A 15,740-nucleotide genomic window follows, 5' to 3' on the forward strand; every position below is an offset into this window, starting at 1 on the left:
CCATGGCATGGTGAAGCCCCAACAGTTGTCAGGGGAAGAAGTTTAAAAATGAAAGGATTTTAACCGAAGGGGGTTCTACTATGCAGCAGGCAAGTGTGTGAATCCGTGTCAGGCTTATCGACGCTTGGCCCATCAAGCAGTATGCATGGCAAAGCCAATTGAAGCGGAGTATCGCATCACCCACGATGTCTAGAAACGCCCGCCGGTCGATGTCATCGGCATAGATTCACGAGCGGTGACATGATAGACGGCTCCCGGATATTCAAGCCGCAGCGGTCGAGCCATCGCGCCATCCTAGAGGCCTAAGTCTGATCTTTCAAGACCTGACCCTGTTGATCTGCCATTCGGAGGATATGCGTTAGGATGCCGCGACTTTCTCATCGGAAGACAATACACCAGGGTTGATACTGCTTCGGACATCAATTAATCAGCATCATTTTGATGTAACGACAGTGGCCGACCCTTTTGAACACTGTCCTGGCGTGAGGTAAAGATTGTAATTGGCCATCCCGTATCGTGTCGTCTGATCTTCGAGAGGCAGGTGATAAACCATTCCAACTTCGTAGTCATCAGCAGTGTTTACCGAAAACCCGGTGGGGCTTGAATACACTTGATCACTAGGAAAGAATTGAAGCGTTCCATCCGAAGAGACATGCGGAACTGTACGGAGAAGCGTCTGCTGCTTCGTTTTGTTCTCCAGTGTCATCAACAGCAACTGATCATGTGCGTGTGGGTAGGCATACTTCACACACCCATCAATCATGAACTTGAGCGGGACGGTCCTCACTAAGATACCTTGCGGCAATTTAATACCATGCTCTGTCTCATCTTGCGCCATATCATGGGTTTTACAACCTATATTTACACCGATGTGATAGCTCTGAAGAGGCTCAAGATCAGAGCCTTCTGCCGCGATCTGCATAGTGAGTGTAACGATTGCATCGTCAACATCCGGCAGATCTTCGTGCAGAGCAACGAGGGCCATGACCCGCTCGCCTTTGGTCAATTTCACTCCATAGCCAGAAGGCAGTGTCGCTTCTGTTAATTCGAATCCTAGTCCTCCAAAAAAATTGAGTGTTCCTGGGCATGCTGGATTTGCCTCAGTAACTTTGCTCAATAGGATGTGATGGATAAATTTTCGAGGGAGCGGATCACCGCGTGAGGTGGAAAAAGTAGCCTTGTAGCCTGTGACAAACATATCTCTTGGAACTGTAAAGACATGCTTTGGTATCAGGGCATGTGGATGCTCAGAGAGAGACAGAGGTCCGAACATCACAATGACAGAACTAGGATCAAACCGTGTGATGGCGTTGGCTTGCCCTACGAGGGTGGGGATATTTGCGTCCAATCCTTCACTGATCTGGGCACTAAGTAAGGAGCACAGGACAAGTACCAATACCAGTCCAACTGGTCGACTGATGACATATCTTGACATATATACTCCTCACTGGCTTTCAGCGTGTGAGTTTCGATTGCACTCGCCAGGAGTCAGATACATCAAATAATCCGCCATTCCGTACCGCTTCCTCTCATCATGGAGCAGTCGATGATAGATCATCGTCATTTCATATTCATGGTCGGCCTCTATGGAGAACCCAATATCATCTTCGAACACTTGATGGGAAGCAAAACCGAGGAAGCTGCCATCTGAAGCGACGGTTGGAACAGTTCGGAGCAATGTTTGTTCAGTTGTCTTATCTTCTAGAGTGATGAGAGCTAATTGGTCATGGCCATGCGGATAGGCAGCCTTTACACACCCTTCGATGCGGAATTTGACCGGCGCGGTCCTTATCATCAGCCCCGGGTTTAACTCGATGCCTTCATCTGATTCATCTTTGGGTCTGTCAGAAAGCTTCGTGTGGCAGTCGGTATTGACGCTCACGTGGTAGGCTTCCATTGGATGTATGGAGCCTCCATCCGGGGCGATCGCTAAAGTGATACTAGCCATCGCTTCTTTTACCGGCGGTGCATCATGATAAAAATGTGCCACTGCAAGGATCATTGCTCCCTTTTTTAGTTTCACACCATATCCGGTTGGGAAGCGAGCATGGGTCAATTCGTTTCCGGCTCCCGCGAAGTTATAAGGAGCCCCAGGGCAGAACGTACTTTTCCTACTCATATCCCACAAGGAAATATGGTGCAAATAGTGACGAGGAAGTGGGCTGCCGTCTTTGGTAAAGACAGACAATTTAAAGCCCACCACACTGACATCCCGTTCAAGCGCAAAGAAATGTTTCGGCATTCCAGCAGCAATGTGATCATCGTACCTGCTGCTAATGTCGATCGGCCCGAAAGTGACCGTGACGGTGTTACTGGTCACCGTCACGGTACTGTTTACGCGGTTGAGCAGTGTCGGCAAGTCGTCATTATTCTTTTCAATAGCCGCAACTGCTCGGCATGCGATTAGGAGCACAACCGCCGTGAGGACAAGCACTTTCATGGTTGATTGGGGGGGGGTAGATTGGGGAAGTAGGCGATGTTAGCAAAGCTCATTACCCAGTTATATTCATTCTTTCCTTGTGCGCGAGTGAAATTCCACGTTGCAGTTATATTGTACTTCTCCTGCTGAGCGTTATCTTTTGGGGTGAAACTAAAAGGATACCTCACCGCAGTCGATAGGGTGTCTGGATCGAAAGTAAAGGCGCAGAATTTTACTTCGCCACCATCGTCCAGGTCTACGACTGTCCCCATATTATGAGCCGTCCACCTTCTGAAGTCATAATCTACGAAACTAAAGTATTTTTGCTTGCCTTGTGGCTCACCCCCGGGTATGTCAGTGCGACGAAATGCAATGTTATCGTGCAAAAACCGATCTGCACTACCTTTTAGCTGGTTCGCATCGTTTGTACTGTTATAATAGTTAGTTAATTGTACAATTAAGCTTCGCAAGGCCGCCGTATCTTCAGGTGAAGCATCCTTCGTACAGAAGTTTTTCGATAGGGACCTCAGTCTCGCGTCTTGTTCGTCGGCCCAGGCTTCAGTAAGGACAACAAGCGAGGCCAACAATACCAGCATTGTCATTAGAGCTTTCATCTTGCCCTCCTATTAGAGAGTTAAGCTTATCAGCACGTACATTGCAGTCTGGCGCATTATCAAGCCTCAACAAGGGCCAGGAGTTAGATAGATAAGATAGTTTCCCATTCCATATGCGGATCTTTGCTGTTGAAGAGGCCGGTAATAAACCATGCGCATCTCATACTCATCATTGGCTTTGACGCTAAATCCTGATCCATCGGAATAAATCTGACTCACCGGAAAACCAAGTAAATCGCCTCTGGAAGTAACATTGGGTATGGTACGAAGTAACGTTCGCCGGGTGATGCTATCTTCCAGTGTCAGGAGAACTAGATTGTCGTGCCCATGTGGATACGCATACTTAATGCACCCGTCTATCGCGAATTTGATTTTCGCTGTCTTAACCAATAGGCCGCCTTTTAAGGGAATCCCCTCGTCTGTTTCACCTTCTTCACGTTGATCCAACTTTGTGTAGCATCCGACGTTCACGCCTACATGGTAGGCTTCTAGCGTCTTTAGCTTGTTGCCGGCGGAAGCAGTCCATATTTTGAGAGATGCCATCACGTTCCTGGTTGGCGGGACCTCGTGATAGAAGGCAACAATTGCCATCACCTTGCTTCCCTTATTCAGCTTTATTCCATAACCGCTTGGAAACCGTGCTTCTGACATTTCCATTCCGGCTCCAACCAGAAAGTAATTTTCCCCAGGGCACGCCAGGCTTTCCTTTTTCAAGTCAATCAGCAGCATGTGGTGAAGGTATTCCTTTGCCAGTGGCGTTCCATCTTCGGAAAATACGGAAGCTTTGAAACCTGTGATGAACAGATCTGTCGGAATTTCGAAAATATGCTGAGGCAGGCTTGCCGCTAAGTCACCTTGATGATGAACAGGCAAATCGATTGGGCCAAAAGTAATGGTGATGGATCCATCTTCTACCAAGACCGTAGCATTGCTTTTGCTGTTGAGGGAAGGAACGGAATTACCATGACCTACCTCTGCTATAGCCGTATTATGAATCAGCAGAAGCGCTCCGATAAGAGGTAGGAGAAACCGTGCCATGTTAATGAGGTCTCCAATCAGAACTTAAGTGTCAGCCATCCCATGACTCGACTCCCTATCACATCTCCGAGAGGGTGCTCCCGATGACGATCATTAAGTGAATTGAATCCTGCTATGGCCGCCTCTGCCTTGTCATGCCAGAATCTGTACCCAACCCGAGCATTGAGGAGAACATAGCTGCCAACGCGTTGATCCGGCGGGATCACGTTAAATGGCGGCCCGGCGAATGCGAAGAACGCGTTTGAAATCGGATAGGTCGTCGCACCGTAATAGTTAGCCGTCACTTCCGAATTCAGGCCATTTTCGAAGTCCGTGCGAAATCCGGCATTCGTTTTGAACCGGGGACCGGCCCTCCGCGTTGTATCGGTAAACGTTTGACTGATTTCTTGATAGGAGTAATTTGCAAATCCACTTAGCCACTTCGTAAGAAAAACTTCAAAACCGGCCTCCCCTCCATAAATTTCAGCCAGGCCGGGATCATTGACAAAAGACACGATACCTGACGGAGTGGACCGAGAGTTAATGAGATTCGAAATTTGATTGTAGAAAAGATCTGCCCGTATACGGAGTTTATGCTTAAAAAACCAGCCCTGGTACCCAATCTCATATGACGTGATTTTTTCTGGCTTCAGATTGCGGCTTCCCTGTACGACGGTCGGAATCACGAATGCCCCGCCAAACAGGGTTGTCGTGGATAGCGCATTAAATAATTCCTGAAAATTATTAGGTGATCTGTACGCTTGGGAAAATGAAGCACGCAGCGTGTGGTTGGCATTCAAGCTGTAGATGAAGGCGACCCTTGGGCTTAGGGTTGGATTAATGTAAGTATCAAGATCATATCGAATGCCGCCTACAAACTTCAGATCTTGGATGATTGCAACTTCGTCCTGCGCGTAAAATCCTACACGGTTTTCCTGAGCAGTTTGAGAAAGGTAATTGCTTGAGGCGGTGTTGTGACGATAATTTATGCCATAAGTGAGACGGTTACCGAGCCACAGATCCAATCCGTGCTGAGCCTCGATGTCATAGGTTGTAAAATGATTCTCCTGAAGGTGGACCCCGTTTCGGTCCGTAACGAAAATATTGTTCGCTCCGCCTGGACCGAAATTGGTCAGGAGTGGATTGATGGCCGGATCAGAGGTTATAGGGTAGTTTCGCCAAAAAGACCGGATGAAGAAGTTGGGGCGCTCATAACCTGCACGGACATAGGCATCCGTCATTGTCAGAGAAGGTGTTGCAACTTCCTCAAATTGACCGTCGAACCGATTGACATCAACCACACCGCCTTCAACAAAAACCTTTGAGAGTTCTGAAAGCGCATACTCGGTTTTGACGTTTAATTTATTGTCACGGAATGCCAATGCGTCTCTATTTCGCCACTGGTTCGTTTGATCCCGCCCCAATGAGATTCGATACCCGAATTTTCCATGAACTCCTGCATTGATTGCGGCACTATTAATCGTGCCAAATTCACCACCTCCGAACTGCAAGGTCGTCCCCTGCATTTCTTGTGGTGTTTTGGTGATGATATTAATTACACCGTCAAAGGCATTGAAACCGTAGAGGACAGACGCTGGTCCTTTCAAAACCTCAATTCGCTTTATTTCCGGAAGTGTAACGGGAATTGCTTTCCAGAGTACCCCACCTTGATTGTCCTGATAGATGGAACGTCCATCAATGAGTACTAAAACTTTGTTCGCGGAAGGCTGATTGTCCCCTCGGAAACTTACATTAAAATCTGCTCCCGTCATTTGCATCGTTTCGACACCAGGGACGCGACGAAGAATTGTAGGAATGTCCGGCGCACCGGACTGCCGGATATCCTCATCCGTAATGACATAGACATTCGACGGGGCCTGTGAAATCGGCTGCTCATGACGGGCGGCAATGCTTACACTTTCTTCCTCCTTTATCAGTTCCATTGCATCGGAGGGTTCGTCCTTTGCGTGCGCAAGAGGACCTTGTCCATAGGAAGGAGAGGGAGCAACAACCGTAAGACCTTCAATCATAAAAACAAAGACACAAGCATGTCGTAGAAGTAAGATCAGACAGTCAATTCGAATATGATATGTATTGGATCTATGACTCATAGAAGTTGCCCGTGCCTGGGAACTTCATCTGATCGCCTAGTGTGTGAGACAGCGCGTCTTGCATTTCTTATCGAAATCAATACATGCGCTCTGAAGATTTGCTTTAACGCTCACCATGATCCAGCAAAGGACGTACCACGTGAAGATGCTTAATATAAGGAAGGTCCTTGTACGAAGAATTGTACGGTGCGGTGTTCGGGACGGAAATTAAGTATCTAACAGACACAAAGATTACGCATTTACGTATCGATTCAATTTTTCAGGAGATAGTGCTCTTTGGCTCTATAGCGGGGTCGTTGGACATGATGCCGTTTTTCGCAGCTTCGGGCTGTCGTCTCTCATCATGGTTTGAACAGCACCGCTATGCATGAGTATCTTTCTTGAGTGATCTATTCGGATACACACTGTATCTTCTTGGATAATGCGATAGTGGAAATAACAAATCGTACAGTTCTGCAGAAACCGTTTCTTCCCTTAAGGTTTTCTTCCCCGGTCCGCTTGTTTCGTGGACGCCGTTACGCGGTATATGATTTGCCTCTTCATTTTCCTTAGCTGTACTCATTTTTGTACAGGAATAGGAAAAGAGAGGATGTTATGACTAGAACCATCCCCGTTTCCGAAGCGCGTCAAACACTTCCGATCCTGGTCAACCGGATCAATAAGGTGATGGACCGGATCATCATTACGCGTCAGGGTAAACCCGCGGCGGTACTCATGGGTGTCGAGGAATATGAAAGTTGGATTGAAACGCTTGAATTGGTGTCGAGAAAGGAGACGATGGCGGGTATTCGTGCTGGATTAACTGACTTCAAGAATGGTCGGGCACAGTCGTTTGAGCACGCCTTTGGGGAACCACTGCATGGGACGCGTAAAAAGCGTTAATTTTTCTCAACAGGCGATCAGTGCTCTCCAGGCAGCTGATGAGGGAGCGGCACAACATCTCAAGGAAGCGATCCGCGATCTGTGTCTTCATCCTAATCTTGGCAAATCGCTGAAGCTTCAGCCGAACGGACTCAAAGCCTATCGCGTTGGATCCTTTCGCATCTTCCACCGTATTAAAAGTAGCGCAATGGATGTGCTCTTTCTCGAATTACGACCCGATGTGTATCGGTAAGGTTTGATCGCGCGCCCGCGGGCATGCATCATCGCGATCGTCAGCACCGACACCGATCCTCCCCCTTTGCATCTACGCTGCCTTCTTGTTTTCAGTCGTCGTCACAGACTCATCTGTATACGGCATCGCTGAGTCACACTTCCGCTCGTTCATCATCGCAGCACTCATGATAACAAGCACCGCCATTCCGAACAGTGTGAACCCTGTCATAACGATTCCCCCTGAGCAAGAGTATTAGCTTACTCGAATGAGAACCATCGACTCTCATTCAAGTAGGTTGGCATTAAGAACTGCAATAACAGCAACAAGATAGAGTAGCAGCCTCTGCGGTTGCTCTATGCCCAATAACCGCCTTAGTTAGATTGTGAAGATCATCCGTCATTACATCTTTAAACTGTCTAGCCGATGCTTTGAAATCAGTTCCCTTCGACAGACGATCGTGATTTTCCGATGCGCCATCATGCACCTCCTTGTTAGATTATTGGGAACGGACTGTCTACATTTTGATTGTCAGCCAGCCCATTGCTCGACTTCCAATCTCATCACCTAAAGGGAATTCTTTGTGGACATCATTCAAGGCATTGAACACAGAAAATGCCACTTCAGCCCTATCCTTCCAGAATGCATATGCCAGATAGAGGTTCAGCAGTGAATAACTACCTACGTTGTTACTTGGCGGTAATGGTCCATTGAACGGAGGACGCGAAAATTGAGAAAACACACTTGACACCGGGTAAGCCGCCGAGCTGACATAATTGAAGGAGACTTCTCCGCGAAGACCATTTGCCCAATCCGCACGCAAGCCGGCGTTCACTTTATCCCTTGGAGCGCCGCGCAGTAGATCCGGATTGTCAAAGTGTTGCCCTATCTTCTCATAGCTGTAATTCACAAACCCGCTCAGCCACGACGTGGCGAGATATTCAATACCCGCCTCGAAGCCATGGATGTCTGCTACCCCATTGTTTGCAAAGCCAAGCACGGATGGCGTTGTGGAGATTCTGGTACTGCCAATCAAGTCGGTGATGTGATTGAAGAAGACATCGCCGCGTAGCCGCAGCCGGTGTTTAAAAAACCACCCTTGATATCCCAGGTCAACAGAGACGATTTTTTCAGGATTGAGGTTGTTTGACCCCAGTTGCACACCTGGACTGATAATGGGGCTGAAAGGGGGAGGTCTAGGGATAGTAACCGTTGAGTTCGAGTTCGAAGTAAACTGAAACATGGTTGGTGGCCGATAAGCAACGGCGGCAGAAAGCCGAAAGGTATGATTCTCAGCTGGACTGTAAATCAGGGCACCACGGGGACTGTAAGTCGGATTAATAAAGGAATCCATGTCATAGCGCAGACCGGCAACGGCCGTTAATGTGTTTGTGGCCCGCCATTCATCCTGAACGTAAAAACCCAGCCGGTCTTCAATCGACGGTCCATTGAAGAAATTGGACGACCCCGTGTTATGACGCAGATTGAATCCGTAAGTCAGGCGGTTTGTCGCTCCCAATTGAAGGGCGTGTTGAGCTTCTGCGTTATAACTGTCCTGCCGGAAAAAGGCAGTCGGATTTCGAAGTCGGTCGGTGATAGAAATGAATCGCGCGATGCTGGGATCGACGATATTAGGAGAAACGTTGTTCCAATTCTGCCACCAGAGTCGAACAAAAAAGTTCCCCTTCTCGTATAGCGCTGTGGCGTGTCCATTGGTAAACGATTCAGGCGACCGGATGAAATTGCCGGTCAGTATCGCGTCAAAGGCGTTGGTATCAACATATCCACCCGAAAGGGTGAGCTTAGATTCATCGGGCAAAGCATATTCGAGTTGGCCGTTGAACTTGTTGTCGCGGAATGCGAGAGCATCGCCATTCCGCCATTGCTGGTTCTGGTCATGGCCGTAAGACAATCGATAACCTAGCCTGCCATGGGTATTGGCGTAGATCGCCGCACTACTGATCGTGCCAAACGCCCCCCCACCAAACTGCACCGTAGTGCCTTTCATTTCTTCTGCAGACTTTGTGATGATATTGATCACACCATCGAAAGCGTTGAACCCGTATAAGGCGGAAGCCGGACCTTTTAACACTTCGATCCGCTTGATTTCGGGCAAGGTCACCGGAATCGCTTTCCACCAAACTTGCCCATTGATGTCCTCGTAAATGGATCGTCCATCAACAAGAACGAGCAGTTTGTTCGCAACATTTTGGTTATCCCCCCTGACACTGACATCAAAATCGGCACCAGTCGTCTGCATCACCTCCATGCCAGGAATGCGGCGAAGAATGGTCGGGAGATCGACATTGCCTGAATGTCGGATTTCCTCCTCGGTAATAACGTATACGTTCTGCGGCGCCTGAGAAATCGGCTGCTCGTGGCGCGCGGCGATGCTTACACTTTCCTCTTCCTTGATGAGTTCAAGTGCCTCCAACGAATCGTCCGGCGCATGTGCTAAAGGGGCTTGTGCAAAAGCTGATAGAGGCGTAAGGACCAAGACAATGACTGTGATAAATCTGCGAAGTTGAGAATCAGCTAGCTCTGAGCATTCCACACCTATCCAATGAAATTCTTTACTAAGCCCTAAAGCCATTGAAGCTATCCCGTGCGGGGCACCTCCGTGAAAGAATAAGTTATGAATCCGAAATGATAGATAGGTGTCCGAACGGAAACGGAATGTATGCCCGAGTTGCAGCAAACACCGTACCCGTAAATTTGCGCCGACGAGGGCAGTGCGTTGTACGATTCTTTGTACGCTGAATGATGGAATGAGAATTACATCGACGATGAGGATGGCCGGGTTGAGCCTGACTTCAATGTGCTACGTAGAGACTCGATTTTTCAGTGAATACTGCCCCTCGGCCCTAAGAGTAGAGCCGTTGAGACATGAGCTCGCACAGCATCGTAATCTCTTTTTTCTTGAGCTTCGTTGAACGACAAGAGCGGCTCATGAGTATCTTTCGGGGGTGATCTATTCGGATACACACTGTATCTTCCTAGATAATCCGAAACGCGAAGCGATTTTGTAGAAATCCGCAGGATCGGAAGTGTTTGACGTGTTTTCTAAACGAGGATGGTTCTCGTCATGAGTTCCTCCTTGCTCTTCGTACAGAAATTGGTACAGCAACCAGAAGAGGCAAATTGTATACCGCACAATCGCGCTTTCTGGCAACGTGATGGTGCCAGGGAATAACAACTTAGGAAAATCAATTCTGCGCTGGTCAATCGGATCAGAAGGTCATGGACCGGATCATCATTACGCGCAAAGGCAAACGAGCGGCGGTACTCATGGGTGTGGAGGAATATGGAAAGTTGGGTTGAAACGTTGGAATTGGTGTCGAGAAAGGAGACGATGGCGGGTATTCGTGCTGGATTAACTGACTTCAAGAATGGTCGGGCACAGTCGTTTGAGCACGCCTTTGGGGAACCACTGCATGGGACGCGTAAAAAGCGTTAATTTTTCTCAACAGGCGATCAGTGCTCTCCAGGCAGCTGATGAGGGAACGGCACAACATCTCAAGGAAGCGATCCGAGATCTGTGTCTTCATCCCAACCTTGGCAAATCTCTGAAGCTTCAGCCGAGGGGACTTAAAGCCTATCGCGTTGGATCCTTTCGCATCTTCCACCGTATCAACAGCAGTGCCATGGACGTGCTCTTTCTCGAATTACGACCCGATGTGTATCGGTAAGGTTTGATCGCGCGCCCGCGGGCATGCATCATCGCGATCGTCAGCACCGACACCGATCGTCCCCCTCTGCATCTACGCTGCCTTCTTAATTTCAGTCGTCATCGCAGACTCATCTGTATACGGCATCGCTGAGTCACACTTCTGCTTATCCGTCATCGTCGCGTTCATGACTACAAGCGCCATCATCCCGAACAGTGTGAATCCTGTCATAACGATTCCCCATGCCATTTCCATTGTGCTCACCTCCTCTCAATTGATTGATCTTGCTTCTAGGCATGTGCTGGAGCAACGGCTGTGCCAAGACAGCGATGTTGCTCATCACAAGAACACCACTGCATAAGTACCGCTAAGATCAGCAGTACTGCCTTCGCTTATTAGTAGACGGACCCCTAAAACCATCAGAGCCATCGAAAGGTGTATCGCAAACGGCATTTAATCTGTATCGATGTCGATACAGAGTCGAAGTGGTGACGCGCTTCAACGGGAATGGAGAACAGGAAGAAAGACGAACTGAGTGCAGAGCAAACGGCTTTCAGAAATGCAGATACTTGAGGGCAGCGGCACAGAGGATGATGAGAATCCCCATCCAGAACGCGACACGTTGGAAGGGGACGGCTTCCAATTCTTCTTCGGTGTCATCAGTTGCAGGTTCGCTTTTGAAGATGAACGTGTAGAGAAAGAGCGTGATGATGCCGAGTACCAACGTGAGCTTGATAAACAGAATCGTCAGGTACTTTGGGTTGTTCGAAATACCGAGTGCGGTTTGCGAGAGCATCATTTGGCTGATGTAGTGCAGATTGACGCCGCCTGTCATCAGAATGACCAGCATGAGGATGCCCACGATCTTGCGATAGCGCGTGGAGATCGCGTCGATTACCGGCTTGAGATACTCCTTGGGCACGGCACTCCGTAAGGCGGGAGTCACGGACATGACGAGAAACGCCAGGCCGCCGATCCAGATGACGGCAGACATAAGATGTAGCCAGTGGTTGACGATCGCGATAAATTGATTCATGGGTTGGAGCAGCTTCGGATGGAACGGTCAGCTTTCAGCAATCAGCTTTCTCTGAGCAGCGTTCCATTAAAGAAATGCTAGAAGCTGACAGCCGAGACCTGATGGCTAACAGCTTTTTCAAAATTTAAACACCGGGGCTTCGTTGCCAAACCGCTTCTTGCGGAGCTCTTCCATCAGCTCCACGGTAATGACGGCAATGCCCTGTTCTTGCGCATGGCGTTCGACGCCCTTCTTCACCATGGCGCGCAGGAAATATGGAATGCGGCTCAAGCGCGTCTCGGCCGCCTCATCCCACACCGCGTCAGTGGACTCCGGAACATTAAACGCCACCTTAACTTTCTCGCCGCCTTTCGGCGTATAGAGACACCATTGGTCCTCGTCGAGCCAATCGCCGTGATCGACGTACGGCCGTGCCCGGCACCCGCCGCAGATCTCGCTGTACTCGCAGTCACCGCATTTACCTTTAAGATGCGGATAGCGAAAGGAGTCGAAGATATCCGATTTTTCCCACAGATCGACGAAACTCTTCTCGCGGACATTTCCCGCTGAGAGCGGCATGTAAGGACACGGCGTGAGTTCCCCGTTCGGCGTCACGCGTGCATAGTTCGTCCCGGCTAAACAGCCGCCGCCCATGTAGCCCTGCGCCTTGGTGATCGGCGAATTCGGGTCTTTTTCATAGGCCAGTCGCTTGAAGTGCGGCGCGCATCGGGCGCGTACAAGCATATCTTTGTATTTGTCCTGGCACTCAACCAGATAGCCGAGCACTTCTTCGTATTGGGCCGGGGTGATATCGGAGAGTTCCTCGCCACGGCCGGTGCATACCATGAAAAACACATTCAACACTCTGGCGCCGAGCGTGTGAGCCCATTCAACGACATCCGGCAATTCCCGGTAGTTCATCGGCTGGGCGCTGAAGTGGACTTGGAACTGCAGCCCATTTCGCTTGCAGGCCTCGATCCCCTTGACGGCTCCGTCCCAGGCCCCATCCAGGCCACGGAAGGTATCGTGCTTCTGCGCATCCAAGGAGTCGATGCTGATGCCCACCCCCATGACACCGATGTCGACCAATTCCTTGGCCATGCGATCGTTGATCAGCATGCCATTGGTGCCGAACACCACCATGAAACCAAGCTTCACGGCATGGCGGGCGATGTCGAGGATATCAGGGCGGGTCAGCGGTTCACCGCCGGTGATCACCAGGAGACAGCCCTTGTTTACTTCGGCAATTTGATCGATCAGGGTATAGCATTCATCGGTCGTCAGCTCATCGGATCCGCCGCCGGCCTTTGTCGTAGCGTCCAAATAGCAATGGGAGCATTTGAGATTACAGCGCTTGGTCAGGTTAAGGGCGATCAGAAAGGGCTTAAAATCATCGACGGTCCTGCCGTCGTTTACCATGGAGATGGTGCCGGGCGCCATGCCCATGAACCGCGTGACTTGCTGTTCCAGTGAATCCAGCTTTCCAGCGAGCCGCGAAAAGTCGAAGATAGGAAGAGGTTTACCCATATTCTTTGGCATCAATCCAAAATTCTCGATTTGAAATCTGCGGTTCCGTCTAAGAGGCAGCCTTACCCGTCAGGTTGGCAATCATATCTTTGAGATTGCCCGTGGTCATCGCTTCTTTCATGTAATCTTTCGCCTGCTCGATGCCCTCATGGGCCACCTCAAGAGTAATGAGCGTGACGCCTACCTTGTCCGCGTGCTTCTGGATCAAGGCTCGCGTGCAATCTCGCATAAACCCTTCCGGGGCACGCTCCAGTCGCTCGAGCGCCTCGGGCGTCCATATATAAGGTGATGGGGCTGCCTTCGCTTCACTGGACTCACCAGACGCAGGGTTGCCATGGCCGTTCCCGTTGCCATTCCCCTTGTCGTGACTATGGCCATTCTCAGTGACGGCATTGACTTTCGCTGACGCCTCTGAGTCCGTTCCCGTCCCCTTATTGGCAAAGATGGGAGTGTAGTCCTCGGCTGCAGCTTCTTTAATGGTCGGCGCGGCATATTCCAGCGTAATGGTCGTCATGCCGAGTTTGCGAGCGGACTTTTCAATTCGAGCTTTGGCGCGTCGCCGCTGGAACCCGGCCGGAACCGCTCGAATCGCTTCCTTGGCGTCCTTCGTCCACTGCATCGGGACGTCGTCATAAGCCATATCGGTTTCCAACGTCCCTTCGGCCTTGGCCGCCGCCTCGAAGATAGTCTTATCAACTTGCTTGAAGCGGTCGCCTTCTGCTGCGCACACCGGACACTTGACCGGCGTCTCGCCTTTGCCGATGTATCCGCAGCCATCGCACACGAAATAGTTCTGGGTCATGCGATCGAGGTAGGCTTGTGTGTCTGTGCTGACGGCCGGTTTTTCTTCAACGATCTCGGTCATCATCCCGCTCAGAGTAGATCCCATGAGGTCAGCCGCCACCGCATCGTCCGCTTGCATCTTGTCGCGATCGATTCCGGCAGCATCCAGATTGCCACCCAGCGCGCGCATCGCATCCATGGCGCCCTTCGGCAGGATGTGACCGACGGCGTTGTCGACCACCGTGTTACTGATGATCGTATGGCCCTTTTCGATGGCATATCGGTGAATCGCGGTTTTGGCGACCCCCCGGGCAAAGACCGGAATTTTTTCCATTCGCCGTAGCGCTTCCTCCGTCCATGCAATGGTGTACTCGGCTTGCGTATCGATGGGAGGCACAAATTTCTTATTCGAAATAAGGACATTGCAGGAGGCGGCACGCAAGAGGTTTTCGGTGTTGCTGCCGATATCCATATCATCGTCACTGTGAACGCCGATGCGCCCGACAATCAACAGCCAGGGATTCTCCTTGCGAACATACTGAATGATCTTCTCAAACGCTTTTCCGTCCAGCAGCGTCGTCTTGACGTCGGTGTTTTCAGCTTGAGCCAGTTCGCGCGAGATGTCCAAGTGCGACTGATAGATCTTGGCTAATCCACTGTCGATAATCTCTTCGTGCAGCTTTTCCTGTTCCTTAAACCGGAAGACCTTGCCGGCTTCTTCATTGAGCACGCCGGAAATGCTATGAAAAGCGGCATAGTGGAAATAAGGATCAAAGGCGGCAATCGCTTCCACCGGCTTGTTCAACGCCTTGCCTAGGGCCAGGCCGGTCATCAGTCCACCAAATGAATAGGGGCTGCCGTCCACCGCGACGACGATCTTGCCGCCGTTCATCGGTTTCGTCTCCTTGATGATGAACATATCGGACTTACGGACCCGGCGGACGACGCGCTCGGTGTTGCTTCCAATCACGCTGTCCTTGACGGCGCCGACGCCCAAGGCTCCCATGATCACCAACTCATACCCGTTGGTATTGATGTCCTCGGCCAGGACCTTCCAATTACGGCCCTCGAGGGACCGGCGCTCCAAGGGCAAGTTGGCTTCAGTACACTTCTTGTCGATAAAGTCGAGATACGAGTCGGTAATGATTTGAAGGCCGCGGGTAATCAGAGAGTCATGGATTTGGCGTTGGCGGTCCAATTCTTTTTCGTCGTGATATTCCTCCGGGAGGCCGGCTTCCATCTGCTTGAATCGTTTATCGTGCATCTTGGCCGCATACACATGGCTGCCCACGAGTTTTGACCCGAAGGTTTTGGCCAAGCTGACTCCCAGTTCAACCGCCATATTCGAATGGTCCGAGTTGTCGACCGGGATATAAATCGTCTTATACATCAGACGCCTCCTTCAAAACGCAGTGCCCTGAACTCATGAGAATAGGAACAGATGAAACGATTCCCTTGAGCCCATAGGCCCTCAAAGATCGGGCATGATAGCT

At 50.3% G+C, this 15,740-nt stretch carries 16 protein-coding genes and 1 pseudogene; 5 read left to right on the forward strand and 12 right to left on the reverse strand.

Annotated elements, in window-relative coordinates; all coding sequences use genetic code 11:
- Positions 1 to 130: 130 nt before the first annotated feature.
- The 6 genes and pseudogenes from ACWHYZ_RS20840 to ACWHYZ_RS20865 all read right to left on the reverse strand — a co-directional run.
- Positions 131 to 285 (reverse strand): annotated as a pseudogene (locus ACWHYZ_RS20840) (addiction module toxin RelE); the annotation flags it as partial.
- Positions 286 to 433: 148 nt separating this feature from the next.
- Entirely contained in the window at positions 434 to 1,435 is a 1,002-nt protein-coding gene (locus ACWHYZ_RS20845) for a hypothetical protein (protein ID WP_447984586.1), read from the reverse strand.
- Between the two features lie 9 nt (positions 1,436 to 1,444).
- The gene (locus tag ACWHYZ_RS20850; protein ID WP_447984587.1) at positions 1,445 to 2,440 is read right to left on the reverse strand and encodes a hypothetical protein; all 996 of its coding nucleotides are present in this window, start codon (positions 2,438 to 2,440) and stop codon (positions 1,445 to 1,447) included.
- Positions 2,437 to 3,033, reverse strand: coding sequence for a hypothetical protein (locus ACWHYZ_RS20855; RefSeq protein ID WP_447984588.1), 597 nt, complete (start codon positions 3,031 to 3,033; stop codon positions 2,437 to 2,439). The genes ACWHYZ_RS20850 and ACWHYZ_RS20855 overlap by 4 nt, the downstream gene beginning before the upstream one ends.
- 66 nt (positions 3,034 to 3,099) lie before the next feature.
- The gene (locus ACWHYZ_RS20860) at positions 3,100 to 4,071 is read right to left on the reverse strand and encodes a hypothetical protein (protein WP_447984589.1); all 972 of its coding nucleotides are present in this window, start codon (positions 4,069 to 4,071) and stop codon (positions 3,100 to 3,102) included.
- 17 nt (positions 4,072 to 4,088) lie between these two features.
- The gene (locus ACWHYZ_RS20865) at positions 4,089 to 5,993 is read right to left on the reverse strand and encodes a TonB-dependent receptor plug domain-containing protein (protein WP_447984590.1); all 1,905 of its coding nucleotides are present in this window, start codon (positions 5,991 to 5,993) and stop codon (positions 4,089 to 4,091) included.
- A gap of 762 nt (positions 5,994 to 6,755) precedes the next feature.
- Between ACWHYZ_RS20865 and ACWHYZ_RS20870 the strand changes: the two genes are divergently transcribed.
- Together ACWHYZ_RS20870 and ACWHYZ_RS20875 are read left to right on the forward strand one after the other, a co-directional pair.
- On the forward strand, positions 6,756 to 7,043 hold the full coding sequence (locus tag ACWHYZ_RS20870; RefSeq protein WP_447984591.1) for a type II toxin-antitoxin system Phd/YefM family antitoxin: 288 nt from the start codon (positions 6,756 to 6,758) through the stop codon (positions 7,041 to 7,043).
- A complete protein-coding gene (locus tag ACWHYZ_RS20875) occupies positions 7,021 to 7,275 on the forward strand; it encodes a type II toxin-antitoxin system RelE family toxin (protein ID WP_447984592.1) in 255 nt (84 codons plus the stop codon). The genes ACWHYZ_RS20870 and ACWHYZ_RS20875 overlap by 23 nt, the downstream gene beginning before the upstream one ends.
- Positions 7,276 to 7,347: 72 nt before the next feature.
- Here the strand turns inward: ACWHYZ_RS20875 and ACWHYZ_RS20880 are convergent, their stop codons facing one another.
- Together ACWHYZ_RS20880 and ACWHYZ_RS20885 are read right to left on the reverse strand one after the other, a co-directional pair.
- Positions 7,348 to 7,485, reverse strand: coding sequence for a hypothetical protein (locus ACWHYZ_RS20880; RefSeq protein WP_447984593.1), 138 nt, complete (start codon positions 7,483 to 7,485; stop codon positions 7,348 to 7,350).
- A 286-nt stretch (positions 7,486 to 7,771) separates the two neighbouring features.
- The gene (locus tag ACWHYZ_RS20885; protein ID WP_447984594.1) at positions 7,772 to 9,847 is read right to left on the reverse strand and encodes a TonB-dependent receptor plug domain-containing protein; all 2,076 of its coding nucleotides are present in this window, start codon (positions 9,845 to 9,847) and stop codon (positions 7,772 to 7,774) included.
- A 647-nt stretch (positions 9,848 to 10,494) separates the two neighbouring features.
- Between ACWHYZ_RS20885 and ACWHYZ_RS20890 the strand changes: the two genes are divergently transcribed.
- The 3 genes from ACWHYZ_RS20890 to ACWHYZ_RS20900 are packed head-to-tail and all read left to right on the forward strand — an operon-like array spanning position 10,495 to position 10,943.
- Entirely contained in the window at positions 10,495 to 10,575 is an 81-nt protein-coding gene (locus ACWHYZ_RS20890) for a type II toxin-antitoxin system prevent-host-death family antitoxin (RefSeq protein ID WP_447987626.1), read from the forward strand.
- Positions 10,559 to 10,711, forward strand: a complete 153-nt coding sequence (locus ACWHYZ_RS20895) for a hypothetical protein (RefSeq protein ID WP_447984595.1) — start codon at positions 10,559 to 10,561, stop codon at positions 10,709 to 10,711. The genes ACWHYZ_RS20890 and ACWHYZ_RS20895 overlap by 17 nt, the downstream gene beginning before the upstream one ends.
- The gene (locus tag ACWHYZ_RS20900) at positions 10,689 to 10,943 is read left to right on the forward strand and encodes a type II toxin-antitoxin system RelE family toxin (protein WP_447984596.1); all 255 of its coding nucleotides are present in this window, start codon (positions 10,689 to 10,691) and stop codon (positions 10,941 to 10,943) included. Before ACWHYZ_RS20895 ends, ACWHYZ_RS20900 begins: the two co-directional genes overlap by 23 nt.
- A gap of 72 nt (positions 10,944 to 11,015) precedes the next feature.
- Here ACWHYZ_RS20900 and ACWHYZ_RS20905 read toward each other — a convergent pair whose 3' ends face one another.
- The 4 genes from ACWHYZ_RS20905 to ACWHYZ_RS20920 form a co-directional block, all read right to left on the reverse strand.
- The gene (locus ACWHYZ_RS20905) at positions 11,016 to 11,177 is read right to left on the reverse strand and encodes a hypothetical protein (RefSeq protein ID WP_447984597.1); all 162 of its coding nucleotides are present in this window, start codon (positions 11,175 to 11,177) and stop codon (positions 11,016 to 11,018) included.
- Positions 11,178 to 11,475: 298 nt separating this feature from the next.
- Positions 11,476 to 11,958 carry a hypothetical protein gene (locus ACWHYZ_RS20910; RefSeq protein WP_447984598.1) on the reverse strand — a complete coding sequence of 161 codons (483 nt, stop codon included), beginning with the start codon at positions 11,956 to 11,958 and terminating at the stop codon, positions 11,476 to 11,478.
- A gap of 117 nt (positions 11,959 to 12,075) precedes the next feature.
- Positions 12,076 to 13,464: a radical SAM protein gene (locus ACWHYZ_RS20915; protein ID WP_447984599.1), complete on the reverse strand. Its 1,389-nt coding sequence runs from the start codon at positions 13,462 to 13,464 to the stop codon at positions 12,076 to 12,078.
- A gap of 49 nt (positions 13,465 to 13,513) precedes the next feature.
- Positions 13,514 to 15,637 (reverse strand): universal stress protein, encoded by a 2,124-nt coding sequence (locus ACWHYZ_RS20920; RefSeq protein WP_447984600.1) that lies wholly within the window; start codon positions 15,635 to 15,637, stop codon positions 13,514 to 13,516.
- Between the last annotated feature and the right edge of the window lie 103 nt (positions 15,638 to 15,740).

This window comes from Nitrospira sp. Nam74 (genome assembly GCF_965152615.1).